This is a genomic window from Phenylobacterium sp. (genome assembly GCF_041920015.1).
Lineage (GTDB): Bacteria > Pseudomonadota > Alphaproteobacteria > Caulobacterales > Caulobacteraceae > Phenylobacterium.
The window spans coordinates 19,466-34,333 of record NZ_JAYRST010000016.1 but is presented as its reverse complement, the minus strand read 5'-3'; the positions used below and the strand labels follow the sequence as shown (position 1 = coordinate 34,333).

15 protein-coding genes are annotated in these 14,868 nt (G+C 68.4%); 11 read left to right on the top strand and 4 right to left on the bottom strand.

The annotated features are described in order from the left end of the window. Window positions 1-64 precede the first annotated feature (64 nt). Entirely contained in the window at window positions 65-421 is a 357-nt protein-coding gene (locus ACE3TL_RS05480; protein ID WP_374577714.1) for a hypothetical protein, read from the top strand. A 62-nt stretch (window positions 422-483) separates the two neighbouring features. On the opposite strand, the gene def is transcribed toward ACE3TL_RS05480, so the two are convergent. Both def and ACE3TL_RS05470 read right to left on the bottom strand, forming a co-directional pair. Further along, window positions 484-993, bottom strand: a complete 510-nt coding sequence (def, locus tag ACE3TL_RS05475; protein WP_374577713.1) for a peptide deformylase — start codon at window positions 991-993, stop codon at window positions 484-486. 14 nt (window positions 994-1,007) lie between these two features. Continuing rightward, window positions 1,008-2,279 carry a DNA recombination protein RmuC gene (locus tag ACE3TL_RS05470; protein WP_374577712.1) on the bottom strand — a complete coding sequence of 424 codons (1,272 nt, stop codon included), beginning with the start codon at window positions 2,277-2,279 and terminating at the stop codon, window positions 1,008-1,010. A 399-nt stretch (window positions 2,280-2,678) separates the two neighbouring features. Between ACE3TL_RS05470 and typA the strand changes: the two genes are divergently transcribed. Genes typA through ACE3TL_RS05455 form a run of 3 tightly spaced genes read left to right on the top strand, consistent with a single transcriptional unit; the run spans window position 2,679 to window position 6,181 of the window. After that, a complete protein-coding gene (gene typA, locus ACE3TL_RS05465) occupies window positions 2,679-4,514 on the top strand; it encodes a translational GTPase TypA (RefSeq protein ID WP_374577711.1) in 1,836 nt (611 codons plus the stop codon). A 10-nt stretch (window positions 4,515-4,524) separates the two neighbouring features. After that, window positions 4,525-5,823 carry a sensor histidine kinase gene (locus ACE3TL_RS05460; protein WP_374577710.1) on the top strand — a complete coding sequence of 433 codons (1,299 nt, stop codon included), beginning with the start codon at window positions 4,525-4,527 and terminating at the stop codon, window positions 5,821-5,823. A 13-nt stretch (window positions 5,824-5,836) separates the two neighbouring features. Next, on the top strand, window positions 5,837-6,181 hold the full coding sequence (locus ACE3TL_RS05455; protein ID WP_374577738.1) for a response regulator: 345 nt from the start codon (window positions 5,837-5,839) through the stop codon (window positions 6,179-6,181). A gap of 9 nt (window positions 6,182-6,190) precedes the next feature. On the opposite strand, the gene ACE3TL_RS05450 is transcribed toward ACE3TL_RS05455, so the two are convergent. Next, the gene (locus ACE3TL_RS05450; protein ID WP_374577709.1) at window positions 6,191-6,652 is read right to left on the bottom strand and encodes a GNAT family N-acetyltransferase; all 462 of its coding nucleotides are present in this window, start codon (window positions 6,650-6,652) and stop codon (window positions 6,191-6,193) included. 41 nt (window positions 6,653-6,693) lie between these two features. On the opposite strand from ACE3TL_RS05450, the gene ACE3TL_RS05445 reads away from it, so the two are divergent. Together ACE3TL_RS05445 and ACE3TL_RS05440 are read left to right on the top strand one after the other, a co-directional pair. Further along, a complete protein-coding gene (locus tag ACE3TL_RS05445) occupies window positions 6,694-7,860 on the top strand; it encodes an aminotransferase (RefSeq protein WP_374577708.1) in 1,167 nt (388 codons plus the stop codon). A 121-nt stretch (window positions 7,861-7,981) separates the two neighbouring features. Next, window positions 7,982-8,743: a hypothetical protein gene (locus ACE3TL_RS05440; RefSeq protein WP_374577707.1), complete on the top strand. Its 762-nt coding sequence runs from the start codon at window positions 7,982-7,984 to the stop codon at window positions 8,741-8,743. A 43-nt stretch (window positions 8,744-8,786) separates the two neighbouring features. Here the strand turns inward: ACE3TL_RS05440 and ACE3TL_RS05435 are convergent, their stop codons facing one another. After that, a complete protein-coding gene (locus ACE3TL_RS05435; RefSeq protein ID WP_374533650.1) occupies window positions 8,787-9,551 on the bottom strand; it encodes an SDR family oxidoreductase in 765 nt (254 codons plus the stop codon). 82 nt (window positions 9,552-9,633) lie between these two features. Here ACE3TL_RS05435 and ACE3TL_RS05430 point away from each other — a divergent pair, with 82 nt between their 5' ends. The 5 genes from ACE3TL_RS05430 to ACE3TL_RS05410 all read left to right on the top strand — a co-directional run bounded on the left by ACE3TL_RS05430 (window position 9,634) and on the right by ACE3TL_RS05410 (window position 14,853). Continuing rightward, the gene (locus ACE3TL_RS05430; protein WP_374577706.1) at window positions 9,634-10,599 is read left to right on the top strand and encodes an alpha/beta fold hydrolase; all 966 of its coding nucleotides are present in this window, start codon (window positions 9,634-9,636) and stop codon (window positions 10,597-10,599) included. Window positions 10,600-10,673: 74 nt separating this feature from the next. Beyond that, on the top strand, window positions 10,674-11,426 hold the full coding sequence (locus ACE3TL_RS05425) for a sulfite exporter TauE/SafE family protein (protein ID WP_374577705.1): 753 nt from the start codon (window positions 10,674-10,676) through the stop codon (window positions 11,424-11,426). Window positions 11,427-11,492: 66 nt separating this feature from the next. Then, entirely contained in the window at window positions 11,493-12,968 is a 1,476-nt protein-coding gene (locus tag ACE3TL_RS05420) for a M20 family peptidase (RefSeq protein ID WP_374577704.1), read from the top strand. A gap of 80 nt (window positions 12,969-13,048) precedes the next feature. Next, on the top strand, window positions 13,049-14,095 hold the full coding sequence (locus ACE3TL_RS05415; protein ID WP_374577703.1) for a hypothetical protein: 1,047 nt from the start codon (window positions 13,049-13,051) through the stop codon (window positions 14,093-14,095). A gap of 146 nt (window positions 14,096-14,241) precedes the next feature. Further along, on the top strand, window positions 14,242-14,853 hold the full coding sequence (locus ACE3TL_RS05410) for an ATP-dependent Clp protease proteolytic subunit (protein ID WP_374577702.1): 612 nt from the start codon (window positions 14,242-14,244) through the stop codon (window positions 14,851-14,853). The last annotated feature ends 15 nt before the right edge of the window (window positions 14,854-14,868 follow it).

The following is a 14,868-nucleotide window of genomic DNA, read 5'->3' as shown; positions in this document are numbered from 1 at the left end:
ATTTTAGGAACCACAAGCAAGCTTCGCCGTTAATCGAGACATTCGGGTAGGGAGAACCACCAACATGCGCAAACTGATGATCGTCACCCTGGCTACGGCCGGTCTGGCCCTTGCGGCCTGCTCGCAAGCCACACAGGATTCGGCCAAGGCCACGGCCGATCAGGCCGCCGCCGACGCCCAGGCCGCCGCCGACAAGGCCAAGGCCGACGCCGAAGCTGCGGCCAGCTCCATGACCACCGAGGCCAAGGACGCAGCGGCGGACGCCAGCGCCATGGCCAAGCAGGCCGGCGCGGACATGAAGACCGCCGGCGCCGACGCCAAGGCCGCAGCTAAGGATGCCGCCGCCGACGCCAAGGCTGCGGCCAAGGACGCGGCTGCGGACGCCAAGGCTGCGGTCCACGAAGCCACCGCGCCGAAGTAAAAGAAAGCGCCGCGCGGTCCTAAGAGCCGCGCGGCGCGAACCTTATCGGCGCAGACGCCGTGTCAGGCCGCGCGGGCCTGCTTCTTCACCTTGGCGACGGCGCGGTCGCGCTTCAGGCGTGACAGGTGGTCGATGAACAGGACGCCTTCGAGGTGATCCATCTCGTGCTGGATGCAGACGGCGAACAGGCCCTCGGCGTCCTCGATCACTTCCTCGCCCTGGTAGTTCAGGTACTTGAGCTTCACGCGGGCCGGGCGCTCGACCTCGTCATAGATTTCTGGGATCGACAGGCAGCCTTCCTCGTAGGGCGCGGTCTCTTCGGCGCGCCAGAGGACTTCCGGGTTCACGAAATAACGCGGGGCCTTTTCCTCGTCCGGGCCTGACAGGTCCATGACGATGACCCGCTTGGCCACGCCGATCTGGATGGCGGCCAGGCCGATGCCCGGCGCGTCGTACATCGTCTCCAGCATGTCATCCATCAGCGCGCGCAGTTCGTCGTCGACCTTGTCGACAGGCTGCGACACCTGCTTCAGCACGGGGTTGGGAACAACGAGGATTTCGCGAATGGCCATGGAACGCAGGTAGGTCAGCGCCCTTTCGACGTCAAGGCGGCGAGGCGTCCCGGCTCTCCCTCCTCTTCGGCCTCCACCGCCAGCTTGGTGACCGGCCGGATGCTGGCCTCGATGGCCTTCAGCTCCGGCATGGCCTTGCCTTCATGGTCGGCGGCGAACTCCTCGAACCGGCGCGCCTGGGGCAGGACTCGGGTCTCCAGCGACCCGACGAGGGTATTGTACCTGTCGACCGCCGAGCCCAGCGCCCTGCCGACCCCGACCACATGCCCGCCCACGTCGGAGAGCCGCCGATAGAGTTCGCGGCCGGCCTTGGCGATCTCGGCCGCGCCCTTGGCCTGTTCCTCCACCCGCCAGCCATAGGCCACCGCCTTGCAGAGCGCGAACAGCGAGGTCGGCGTCACCACCACGACCTTCTGGTTCATCGCCTCGTTCAACAGGTCGGGATAGCGGTCGAGCGCCGCAGCCAGGAAGCCGTCGCCCGGAATGAACATGGCGACGAAATCGGCGCTGTCGGGCAGTTCGCTCTGATAGGCCTTGCCCGCCAGGCCGCGGATATGCCCGCGAACGCTGTCGGCGTGGCGCAGGAAGGCGGCCTCGCGGGCGCCGTCGTCCAGCGCGTCCTGCGCCTCCAGGAAGGCGGTCATCGAGACCTTGGCGTCGATGACCAGGGCGCCCCCGCCCGGCATCCGCACCACCACATCGGGCCGCAGTCGGCCGTCCTGGGTCGTAGTCGAGACCTGCTCGTTGAAATCGAATCGATTCTGCAGCCCCGCCAATTCCAGCACGTTGCGCAGGGTCTGCTCGCCCCAGCGCCCCTGGACGCCCGCGCCACGGCGCAAGGCCGCCGACAGCTTGCGCGCCTCGGCCTGGGTGGCGCTGGAGGCGGCCAGGAGCTGGCTGATCTGTTCCTTGAGCCCGCCGGTCTCCTCGGCCCGCACCTTCTCGACCGCCACGACCTGCTCCTGGAACTTGGCCAGGGTGTCGGCCACCGGCTTGAGCTGGGCCTCCAGCCGCGCCTGGGCGAGCTTGTCTCTATTATGAAAGGTCTCGTCGGCGCGCTTCATCACCTGTTCGGCGATCGCCTCGGCCGCCCTGGCCTGCAGGAAGGCGGCGTTCTTCTCCTCCTGCTCCTCCAGCACGCGCAGCCGCGCGGCGGCCTGTTGCAACTCGAACACCCGCGCCTCGGCCCGGCCGGCGCGCCCACGCTCCATCAGCGCCCAGGCCAGCATAGGGATCGCCGCCAGCAGGGCGGCCAGGATTGCAAGCAGAATGGCGTCCAAGTTCATGCTCCGTTCCTACACGGAGTCGGGCCGGCGAGCTAGGCGTGGGGAGGCCAGGCGACAGGCCAAAAAAAAAGCCGGGCCAAAAGGCCCGGCAGTTCATTAGGGAGGAAACGCCCAGGAAGGGCAGAAGCGTCAGCGACGCCTCACAGTTCGAATATATACGGTGCGGCGCACAAAACAACAAGAGATTTTATGGAAATGGCATCACGTTTTTCGATGGCTCAGAAAAATTACGTTACAAATCAGTGAGATTTGAAACGCCATACCCACAACTCAGATTGCTGCATCGCACAATGTCATGATATCGACGTTCGTCACCGCGACGAGAAGGCGCTGGCTAATCGGCCAGCGACCGCCTAAAAGCGCGCGCTTCCCCAAATAGGGCCTCCCAAAGCCAATTCAATGTCGCTCCGCAACATCGCCATCATCGCCCACGTCGACCACGGCAAGACCACCCTGGTCGACCAGCTCCTAGCTCAATCGGGCGTCTTCCGAGCCAATGAGGCGACGGTTGAGCGCGCCATGGACTCCAACGACCAGGAACGCGAGCGCGGGATCACCATCCTCGCCAAGTGCACCAGCGTCCTCTGGAACGGAAAGGCGGGGGAAACCCGCATCAACATCATCGACACTCCCGGCCACGCCGACTTCGGCGGCGAGGTCGAACGGATCCTCGGCATGGTGGACGGCTGCGTCCTGCTGGTGGACGCCGAGGAAGGCGTCATGCCCCAGACGAAGTTCGTGCTGGGCAAGGCGCTGAAGATGGGCCTGCGCCCGATCCTCTGCCTCAACAAGGTCGACCGCGCCCACGCCGATCCGGACCGGGTGCTGAACGACGCCTTCGACCTCTTCGCCGCCATGGGCGCGAGCGACGAGCAGCTCGATTTCCCGCACATCTACGCCTCGGGGAAGAACGGCTGGGCCACGCTGGATCTCGCCCAGCCGAACGACGATCTGGCGCCGCTCTTCGACCTCATCGTCGATCACGTGCCCCCGCCCAAGGCCGAGACCCGCCAGGACGAGCCGTTCCAGATGCTGTCGGTGCTGATCGAAAGCGATCCGTTCCTCGGCCGCCTGCTGACCGGCCGCATCGAGGCGGGCAAGGCCGTCCCGGGCCTGGCCATCAAGGCCCTGTCGCGTGACGGCAAGGAGATCGAGCGCGGCCGCATCACCAAGGTTCTGGCCTTCCGCGGCCTGAAGCGCCAGCCGGTCGACGCCGGCGCCGAGCCGGGCGACATCGTCGCCGTCGCCGGCCTCTCCAAGGCCACGGTCGCCGACACCCTCTGCGCCCTGGACGTCGTCGAGCCGCTTCCCGCGCAACCGATCGACCCGCCAACCATTTCGATGACCGTGTCCGTGAACGACAGCCCGCTGGCCGGCCGCGAAGGCGACAAGGTCCAGAGCCGCGTCATCCGCGACCGCCTGTTGAAGGAGGCCGAGTCCAACGTGGCGATCCGCGTCACCGAAACCGCCGAGAAGGACGCCTATGAGGTCGCCGGTCGCGGCGAACTGCAGCTCGGCGTGCTGATCGAGAGCATGCGCCGCGAGGGCTTCGAGGTTTCGATCAGCCGCCCGCGCGTGGTGTTCCAGCAGGACCCGGAGACCGGCGAGCGCCTGGAGCCGATCGAGGACGTGATGATCGACGTGGACGACGAGTTCACCGGCATCGTCATCGAGAAGCTGTCGGCCCGGAAGGCCGAGCTGAAGGACATGGGCCCCTCGGGCGCCGGCAAGACCCGCATCAGCCTGATGAGCCCCTCGCGCTCGCTGATCGGCTATCAGGGCGAGTTCCTGACCGACACCCGCGGCTCGGGCGTGCTGAACCGCGTGTTCAGCCACTACGAGCCCTACAAGGGCGCCATCGACGCCGGACGTAAGGGCGTGCTGGTCTCCAACTCCGACGGCGAAACGGCGGCCTACGCCCTGTGGAACCTGGAAGAGCGCGGGACCATGTTCGTCGGCGCTGGGGAAAAGACCTACCAGGGCATGATCATCGGCGAGAACAGCCGCGCCGACGACCTGGACGTCAACCCGATGAAGGCCAAGCAGCTCACCAACGTCCGCGCCTCCGGCAAGGACGAGGCGGTGCGCCTGACCCCGCCGCGCCGCATGACCCTCGAACAGGCCATCGCCTATATCGAGGAGGACGAACTGGTCGAGGTGACGCCCAAGTCGATCCGTCTGCGCAAGCAGGTGCTGAACCCCTCGTTCCGCAAGCGGCGCTCCAAGGAAGACTGACGGAGGCGCGATGGCGGCAGGCAGCAGAGGTTCAAGCCGCCAGGCCGCCCGCGAGCGGGCCTTCCGTCTGCTCGCCGTCGCGGTCAGCGCTCTGTTCCTGGCCTTCGCGGCGCTAGGCGGGGCGTTCTTCTGGTACGACCACGCCGCCGGCATGCTCGCCCACGCCCATCAGGTGCGGGCCGAGCTGGAGGGCCTGCGTCAGTCGCTGACCGAGGCCGAATCAGCCCATCGCGCCTATGTCCTGACCGGCCGACCCCGCTTCGCCGAGCAGGTCGAGGCCGCCCGCATCGACGCAGAGACCCGCTTCGTCACCCTCAAGGCTCTGACCGCCGACAGCCCCGACCAGAGCGCGCGGCTGACGCGGCTGCGCGCCCTGATGGACACCCACCTGACGGTGATCGATCAGACCGTCGCTGCGCGAAAGACCGGCGCGCCGGTGGCGGCGATCCGCATCATCATGAAGGGCGAGGGCGTCGCGGCCATGGACGGCGTGCGCCGCATCGCCGCCGAACTGGAAGCCGAGGAAAAGCGGCTGGAGCACCAGCGGGCGCGCCAGGTGAACGCGGTGCGCATCATCGTTCTCGCCGCGCTGCTGATCTTCGCGGCGCTGCTGGCGCTGATCTTCTTCCGCGCCCTGCGCGACATCAGCCTGGACCGCGAGGCCGAGGCCGACACCGCCGAACGCCTGCGCGGCCTGCTCGCCGACCGCGAACTGCTGCTGGCCGAGGTGAACCATCGGGTGAAGAACTCCCTGGCCCAGGTCGCCAGCATGGTCCGGCTGCAGGCGCGGGCGGTGGACCATCCCGACGCGCGTGATGCGCTGGAAAAGACCCTCGACCGCATCATGGCGGTCGGGCGCGTACACGAACAGCTCTACCGCGCCGACGACGCCGTCGGCCTGTTCGACGCCGGCCGCTACGCCGAGGGCCTGGCCCGCGACCTCGTCGAATCGCTGGGCCGCGAGGACGTGCGCCTGGAGACCGAGATCCAGCCCGTCATGCTGGAGGTGCGCCACGCCGTACCGCTCGCTCTGATCCTCAATGAATTGATCACCAACGCCTTGAAGTACGGCTGCCCTGCCGATAGGCCCTCCAGAATAAGGGTCGGCTTCGGAACCGAGGGCGAGCTTCTCCGTTTGAGCGTCGCCGACGATGGCGACGGCTTGCCCAGCGCCTTCTCGCCGGCCGAGAGCAAGAGCCTGGGCATGCGGGCCATCGAAGTGCTGGCCCGTCAACTCGGTGGAAGCTTCGAGATTGGTCATCCGAAGGCCGGCGCCAGTTTTGCGGTGGTCTTCCCACGGAGTTCGTGACGCCTTGCGGATCATGGTTGTCGAAGACGACGCGCTTATCGCGCTCGATATCGTCGGGCTGCTCGAGGACATGGGCCACGAGGTCGTCGCCGAGGCTTCGGACGCGCCGATGGCGCTGAATTTCGCCGAACAGTTCGCGCCCGACCTCGCCCTGGTCGACGTGCGTCTCGCCCACGACAGCGACGGCGGGACCCTGGCGCGCAAGCTCTACGACCGGTTCGGCGTGCGTTCGCTGTTCCTCTCCGGCTCGATCACCGAGGATTTCCGGCGGACCATGGTCGAGATCAATCCCATCGGCTTCATCGACAAGCCGCTGACCCGCCGCTCGCTCAGCACGGCCCTGGCCTCGATCGAGTAGGCTTCGCGGCTAGAGCAGGCGCTCCATCCAGACGTCGACCCGCGCATAACCGCTGGACGGTCGCATCTCCGGCGCCAGATCGACGAAGCCCATGGCGCGGTAGAGCCCCAAAGCCGGCCCCAGGCTGGAATTGGTTTCGAGATAGAGCCGCCGCGCCCCCGCCGCATTCGCCGCATCGATACAGGCCTGCATCAGCAGCCGGCCCAGCCCGGTTCCACGCGCAGCCTCGGCCACCGTCATCTTGGCCACTTCCAGTCCGCCATCGGCCATGGCGATCAGCGCCACGCAGCCGACCGTCTCGCCGCCCTGTTCGGCCATGAGAATCCGGCCGCCCTTGGCCAGGACCTCGCCGGCCGGGTCGTCGAGCACCAGCCGGTCCTTGGGCTCGATAGCGAAATACCTGGATATCCAGGCTTCGTTGAGCTTCCGCCAAGCGTCAGCGTGACGAGGTTCGAAGGGGACGATCCGCATGGGCCGGGATATCCCGCCGCGAGCTGTGCTAGGCAAGGCCCATGGCCAATCCGATCTTCGCAAACCTGCCCACCACCATCTTCGAGGAGATGTCGGGCCTCGCCCGCGACCTGGGCGCGATCAATCTCGGCCAGGGCTTTCCGGACGATCCCGGCCCCGAAGCGATCCGGCGCAAGGCGGCCGAAGAGGTGCTGGACGGCTACAACCAGTATCCGCCCATGGCCGGGCTGCCCGAACTGCGGCAAGCGGTCGCCGGCCACTATCGCCGCACCCAGGGCCTGGAGCTCGACTGGAAGAGCGAAGTCACCGTCACCTCCGGCGCAACCGAGGCCCTGGCCGCCACCTTCCTCGGCCTCATCCAGCCTGGCGACGAGGTGGTGGTGTTCCAGCCGTTCTACGACGCCTACCTGCCGCTGATCCGCCGCGCCGGGGGCGTGCCGCGCCTCGTGACCCTGCAACCGCCGCACTGGCGGTTCGACCGCGCGATGTTGGAGGCCGCCTTCGGCCCGCGCACCCGCTTCGTCGTGCTGAACAATCCGATCAACCCGACCGGGACCGTCCTGCCGCCCGAGGACCTCGCCCTGCTGGCCGAGGTCTGCATCGCCCACGACGCCGTCGCGATCTGCGACGAGGTGTGGGAGCAGGTGATCTTCGAGCGCGCCCGCCACGTCCCGCTCATCGCCCTGCCCGGCATGCGCGAGCGGACGGTGAAGATCGGGTCGGCCGGCAAGATGTTCGGCCTCACCGGCTGGAAGGTCGGCTTCCTCTGTGCGGGCGCCGAACTGACCCGCGCGCTGTCCCGTACGCACCAGTTCCTGACCTTCACCACCCCGCCGAACCTGCAAGCGGCGGTCGCCTGGGGCCTGAGCCGCGGCGACGGCTGGTTCGAGGAAATGCCCGCAGGCCTGCAACGCTCCCGCGATCGGCTGGCCGAGGGTCTGAGGCGGGAAGGATTCGTCCCCCTGCCTGCCCAAGGCACCTACTTCCTCAACATCGATCTGCTCGCCTCGGGCGTGACGGAGGACGACCGCAGCTTCGCCCTGCGCGCGGTCAGGGAAGCCGGGGTCGCGACCATCCCGGTTTCGGCCTTCTACGAACAGGACCACGTGCGGACCATCCTGCGGCTCTGCCTGGCCAAGGCCGACGCCACCCTGGACGAAGGCGTGGCGCGCCTCGCCCGCGCCCGGGAGCTTTCCAGAGGCGGCTGAACGAGGCCGTCCTGGCGTTCCCCCTGCGAAAGAACCGCAGATACCGCGGAGGTTGTCTGGGTTTCGCACCGCCCGCGCCCTGGGTGTATCTTCGGGCGAGAACCTTTCGAGAGGATCGCAAATGCACCTGCGTGTCAGACAAGCCGTGGCTGGCGGCCTCGCCCTGGCGATGGCCAGCGCGACCCTGGGCGGCGTCGCCCAGGCCCACGACGTCCGCTATCGCGGGGACGCCGCGCCTCGCGCCCACGTCCCATATGGCCCGGCCGATCCCTGCGCGCGGCAAGCCGCCGAGCGCCGCCTCGGCTGGGGCATCGTCGGCCTGCTGGCCGGCGGCCTCGCCGGCGGCGCGGCGGCCGGCGCCGGCGTCGTGGCTGAAGGCGCGGGCCTCGGCGGCCTGGTCGGAGCTCTGGCCGGCGGCAAGGCCGGCTCCAGCTCGGCGGCCTGCGGCACCGCGGCCCTGGCCGCGCGCGCCGGCAACTATCCGCCGTTCGAGCAACCCTACGGCCAAGCCTATGGATACGGCCCCGCCTACGGACCAGGTTACGCTCCGGCCTACGACCAGGGCGCTTACGCCCCGCAGGATGGCGGGTACTATCAAAGCGGCTACGCGCACCCGACCTACGCCTATGGCGGCCCGCAGCCGGTGACCTATTACGAATACCGCCGCGTCTACCGGTCCTATCCGGCCAGCCCCTGCTGCCAGGGCGCGCCCTATCCGCAAGGCGCTCCGCCGCCCGCGGCCTACGACCAGGGCCCGCCGCCAGGCTATTACGCCCAACCCGCCCCTTACGGCGCCGGTCCAGCTCCCTACACTCCGCCCCAGGACCGCTATGGTCCGCCGCCCGGCCACGGCCCGGCCTATAGCCCGCCGGTCGTCTACTGATCGAAAATGAAAAGGCCGCCTGGAAGGGCGGCCTTTTTGTTGGTCAGGACGTCGAGCCGCCGTCGATGACGATGGTCTGGCCGGTCATCCAGGACCCGGCCTTGGAAGCCAGGAACACCGCCCCGCCGGCGATGTCGTCCGGCTCGCCCAGGCGGCGCAGCGGCGTGCCGCTGGAGGCCCGCTTCTCACCTTCCGGCGTGTCCCACAGCGCCTTGGCGAAGTCGGTCTTCACCAGGCCCGGCGCGATGCAGTTGACCCGGATGTTGTCGGGCGACAGCTCCTGGGCGAGGTTGCGCGCCAGTTGCATGTCGGCGGCCTTGGAGATCGCATAGGCCCCGATCACCGCCGTGCCGCGCAGGCCGCCGATGGACGAGATGATGACGATCGAGCCGTCCTTGCGCTCGCGCATCTCCGGCGAGACCATGTTGATCAGCCAGTTGTTGGCGATGACGTTGTTCTCAAGAATCTTGCGGAACTGATCGTCGCCGATCCCGCTCATCGGGCCGTAATAGGGGTTCGAGGCGGCGTTGCAGACCAGGATGTCGATCTTGCCGAACGCCTTGCGCGTCTCGTCCACCAGCCGCTGAAGGTCTTCCTTCGACGAGATGTTGGCCGGCACGGCGATGGCCGCGCCCGGATGCCTGGCATTGATCTCGGCGGCGACCTCCTCGCAGGGGCCGGCCTTGCGCGAGGAGATGGTCACCTTGGCCCCGTGCTCGGCCATTCGCTCGGCGATCGCCTTGCCGATCCCGCGCGAGGATCCGGTGATGACGGCGACCTTACCCGTCAGGTCGAACAGTTCGCCCATGGCGTTCCCTCCAAACACATGTTTGATTTTATCCTCGCCATTTGCCGCAGCGGGCGCCGCTGGGTCAAGCCGGGAGCCGACCATGCCGACGTTTCGAGAGATCACCCTGCCCGAAGTCAGCCTGCGCTGCGCCATCGAAGGCGAGGGACCGCTGGTGGTGATGGTCCACGGGTTTCCCGAGAGCTGGTACAGTTGGCGACACCAGATGGGGCCGGTCGCCGAGGCCGGCTTCACCGCCTGCGCCATCGACGTGCGCGGCTATGGCGGCTCCTCCAAGCCCCATCCGGTCGAAGCCTACGACATGGAGCGCATGACCGGCGACGTCGCCGCCCTGGTCGAGGCTCTGAGTCCGGATGCGCCCGCCGTCCTGGTCGGCCACGACTGGGGCGCGCCCATCGTCTGGAACACCGCCCTGACCCGCCCCGAGCGCGTGCGCGCCGTCGCCGGCCTCTCGGTGCCCTATACCGGCGTTCCCAAGCGGCCGTTCAGCGACATGATCGAGGCGGTGTTCACCAGCCGCGGCAAGTTCTTCTACCAGGCCTGGTTCCAGAATATCGGCCCGGCCGAGGCCGAGTTGGAGGCCGACGTCCGCGGGACCCTGCGCAAGTTCTACTACGCGATCAGCGGCGATGCTCCCGACGGCGCGTGGCCCAACGACAAGACCCACGGCCAGAGCCTGCTGGAGGGCCTGGCCGATCCCGACCCGTTCCCCGCCTGGCTGACGCCGGAGGACCTCGACTACTATGTGGGCGAGTTCCAGCGTTCGGGGTTCCGCGGGCCGCTCAACCGCTACCGCAACCATCAGCGCGATTTCGAATTCCTGCGCCGCTTCGAGGGTCGCAGGATCGAGCAGCCGGCCCTGTTCGTCGGCGGCGAACGCGACCTCGTGCTGTCGATGATGGGCAAGGGCGACCTGATGGCGATCATGGGCGCCGAAATGCCGAACCTGCGCGGCGCCGAAATCCTGCCCGGCTGCGGCCACTGGACCCAGCAGGAGCGGCCGGCCGAGGTGAACGCCCGCCTGATCCCCTGGCTGAAGGCGCTCTGACCTTCGCGGCCTGCGAAGGCTGGCTGCGGGGAACACGCATTGCGCGCGGCCGGCGCTGAGGCCAGCCTCACGCCATGCTCGAAACCACCCTGCTGCTGGCGGGCGCCGGCCTTCTGGCCGGAGCGATGAACGCCCTGGCGGGCGGCGGCTCGTTCGTGACCCTGCCGGCCCTGATCGCCGCGGGCGTGCCGTCCATCGCCGCCAACGCCACCAGCACAGTGGCCCTCTACCCAGGGGGCCTGGCCAGCGCCTGGGTCTATCGCAGCGGCCTGGGGGAGGTGGCGGGCGTTCCGGCGCGTCCGATGCTGGCCGTCACCCTGGCCGGCGGCCTCGCCGGCGCGCTGCTGCTGCTCTGGACGCCGTCCTCGGCCTTCGACGCCATCCTGCCGTGGCTGCTGGCGACCGCCACCCTCGCCCTGGCCTTCGGGCCGAAGGTCGCGCCCTGGCTTCAGCGGCATGCGCAACTCGGCGCGCCGCCGATCCTGGTTCTCCAGTTCGCGCTGGGCGTCTATGGCGGCTATTTCGGCGGGGCGGTGGGCCTGATGATGATGGCGGCGTGGAGCCTGCTCGCCGGCGCCGACCTCAAGGCGCTCAATCCGGCAAGGACCCTGATGGTCAGCGCCGCCAACACCGTCGCCGTCGTCTGCTTCGCCCTTGCCGGCGCCGTGCGTTGGCGCGAGGCCCTGATCGTGGGCGCGACCGCCATCCTCGGCGGCTATCTCGGCGCGCACCTTGGGCGGCGGCTGGACCCGCGGCTGGTGCGCGCCGCCACCATCGCCCTCTCCGTCGCCATGACCGTCGTCTTCTTCGTGCGCGCCGCACGCTGACCGCTGCGCTTTCCTTCCGCTGCGGCGCCGCCCTATGGTCACGCCGTCATCGTGGGGGAGACACGCATGAAACTCATCGGTCGAATCGCTCTGGGCCTGGTCGCGGTCCTTCTGCTGCTGGCTGTGATCGTCGGCGTTCGGACAGCGGCCTACAAACCCCCGTCAGGCGCCGATCTCTCCCAGGTGAAGCTGGCCGCGCCCGTCGCCGTCGACACCAGCCAGGCCGCCCAGCACCTGTCGCAGGCGGTCCAGATCCAGACCGTCAGCCATCAGGACCCGGCCGAAAACCAATACGGCGAATGGGACAAGCTGCACGCCTGGCTCCAGGCTGCCTATCCGGCCGCCCACGCCGCCATGACCCGCGAGGTCGTCGCCAATCACACCCTCGTCTACACTTGGAAGGGTTCGGACCCGAGCCTGGCGCCGGTCGTGCTGATGGCCCACCAGGACGTGGTGCCGGTGACGCCGGGCACCGAAGGCGACTGGAAGCATCCGCCATTCGGCGGCGTGATCGCCGATGGCGCCGTCTGGGGCCGCGGCTCCATCGACGACAAGGGCTCGCTCGTCACCCTGTTCGAGGGCGCAGAGGCCCTGGCCAAGAGCGGCTTTGCGCCCCGCCGCACCCTGATCATCGTCTCCGGTCACGACGAGGAAGCCGGCGGCAGCGGCGCCCAGGCGGTCGCCGAGCTCTTCAAGGCGCGAGGGATCAAGGCCCAGTTCGTGCTGGACGAGGGCATGGCCATCATCTCCGACAACCCGCTGACCGGCGGCCAGGTGGCGCTGATCGGCGTCGCCGAAAAGGGCTATGCGACCCTCAAGGTCACCGCCGAGGCGACCGGCGGCCACTCCTCCGCCCCGCCGGCCGATTCCGGCGGCGTCGTCACCCTGGCCAAGGCGGTGATCGCCATCGCCGAGGACCAGGCGCCGCTGAAGCTGGACGGCCCCGGCGGCATGATGATGGAGACCCTTGCCCCGCAAGGCCCCTTCGCCATCCGCATGGCCATGGCCAACCGCTGGCTGTTCGAGCCGCTGATCCTCAAGCAGGCCGCGGCCACCCCCTCGGGCGCGGCCCTGCTGCACACCACCATCGCCCCGACCATGCTGAAGGGCAGCCCCAAGGAGAACGTCCTGCCGCAGGACGCCAGCGCCTGGATCAACTACCGCATCGCTCCCGGCGACTCCTCGGCCGCGGTGCTGGAGCGCGCCAAGGCGGCGACCAGCGGCCTGCCGCTGGCGTTCTCGTGGGACCGCCCGCCCAACGAGCCTTCGCCCGTCTCGTCCACCAGCTCCGAGGCCTGGAAGATGGTCGCGGCCCTGGCCGCCGATGCGTCCAAGAGCCCGGTCGCCCCCAGCCTGGTCACCGCCGGCACCGACAGCCGCTACCTCTCCGGCGTCGCCGACGACGTCTATCGCTTCCAGCCGATGGTCTTCTCGCTGGAGACCATCAAGATGATCCACGGCACCAACGAGCATATGAGCCTGGAGAACCTGGAACGGGCGGTGCGGTTCTACGCCCGGCTGATCGCCACCAGCGTCGGCTGAAGGCGGGTTCGCCGCATCGACAAGCCGCGCGGTTTGCGACACATCGGCTCGATCGCTCAACCGCGCGGACCGCGACCTGAATGCTGAACTGGATCTACACGACCCTGGGCGAGGCCTGGGGTCCGCTGCGGCTCTTCAACTCGTTCTTCTTCCTCTCGGGCATGGGGTTCGCCGCCTGCGCCCTGGCGACCTGGATCCTGCTGCCGCGGCTGTGGTCGCTGCTGCCGACCGACCGCGGCCGGGCCTTTGCGATCAACGCCGACCAGAGCGTCGGCAAGCCGGTCAGCGCCGGGGTGATCTTCGTGACCATCTTCTGCGTCGCCTCGCTGATCTTCGTGCCGATCTCGGCCCGCGCCCTGCTGACCACGCCCCTCATGCTGGCGGCCCTGGTCGTCGGCTACCTGGACGACCGCCGCGGCGGCTTCAGCGAATACCAGCTCGCCGTCATGGATGCGGCGATCGCGCTCGGCGCGGCCACCGTGATCTGCGGTTTCCAACCGGTGGACATCTGGCTGCCGCTCTGGAAGGGCGCGCTCACCCTGCCGGCCTGGATCGCCATACCGCTCACCGCCGCGGTGATCTGGCTGTCGATCAACGCCACCAACTGCTCGGACGGGGTCGACGGCGTCTCCGGCAGCCTCAGCGGCGTGGCGATCATGATCCTGGGCGGCCTGCTCTACACCGTCATCGGCAACGACATCGTGGCCTCCCACCTCGGCATCCCGGTCAATCGCGAAGGCGCGAACTGGGCGATCATGGCCTTCCTGATGGTCGGCTGCATCGCCGGCTACCTCTGGTACAACGCCCCGCCCAGCCAGGTGCTGATGGGCGACGCCGGCTCGCGGCCCATCGGCCTGCTGATCGGCATGCTGGTGGTCGCCACCAACAATCCGCTCTTCCTGCTGCTGATCGGCTCGGTGCTGCTGCTCAACGGCGCGACCGGACTGGTGAAGGTGGCTCTGATGCGCTTCTTCGGCTTGAAGGTGCTCTCGCGCGTGCGCTTCCCGCTGCACGACCACTGCCGCAAGGAACTGGGATGGACCAACAGCCAGGTGCTGGTGCGCTTCATGCTGCTGCAGATCGGGGCCTCCGCCCTGCTTGTCCTCCTGGCCTTGAAGCTGCGCTGAAGCCGCGCCGCAGAAACCACTTCGTCAGACAAACCGCCTAGACCTGCGCATCCTCGCGCAGGAATCACGCGCCGCATGTCGTTCCGGCCCTTGCGAAGCGGCGCTGCGCATCGCACGTTCCGTGCAACTGAATTGGAGACCCCTTTATGCGTAACTGGCGCCTGGACGAAGACGACGATAGCCAAGACGGCGCCCGCAAGCCCGACATGCCGATGACGGCCGGGCCCGTGCAGAACGCGCTCTACAAGTCGCGCACCGTCCTGGTGTTCGGCGAGATCGACATGCGCCTGGCCGAGCGCGTCACCGCCCAGCTCCTGGCCCTGTCGGCCGAGAGCCACGACCCGATCAAGGTGGTGATCAACTCCCCCGGCGGCCACGTCGAGAGCGGCGACACCATCCACGACATGATCAAGTTCTGCGGCCCGCAGGTGAAGGTCATCGGCACCGGCTGGGTGGCCTCCTCGGGCGCCCACATCTTCCTCGGCGCGTCCAAGGAAAACCGCTTCTGCCTGCCCAACACCCGCTTCCTGCTGCACCAGCCGACCGGCGGCGTCCGCGGCCAAGCCAGCGACATCGAGATCGAGGCCGAAGAGATCGTGAAGATGCGCGAGCGGGTGAACCGCGTGATCGCCCGCGAGACCGGCCAGCCCTACGAGAAGATCGTCAAGGACACCCAGCGGAACTTCTGGATGAGCGCCGAGGCCGCCGTGGAATACGGCGTGGTCTCCAAGATCATCACCAACGCGACCGAGGCTTGAAGGTCATGACCGCGC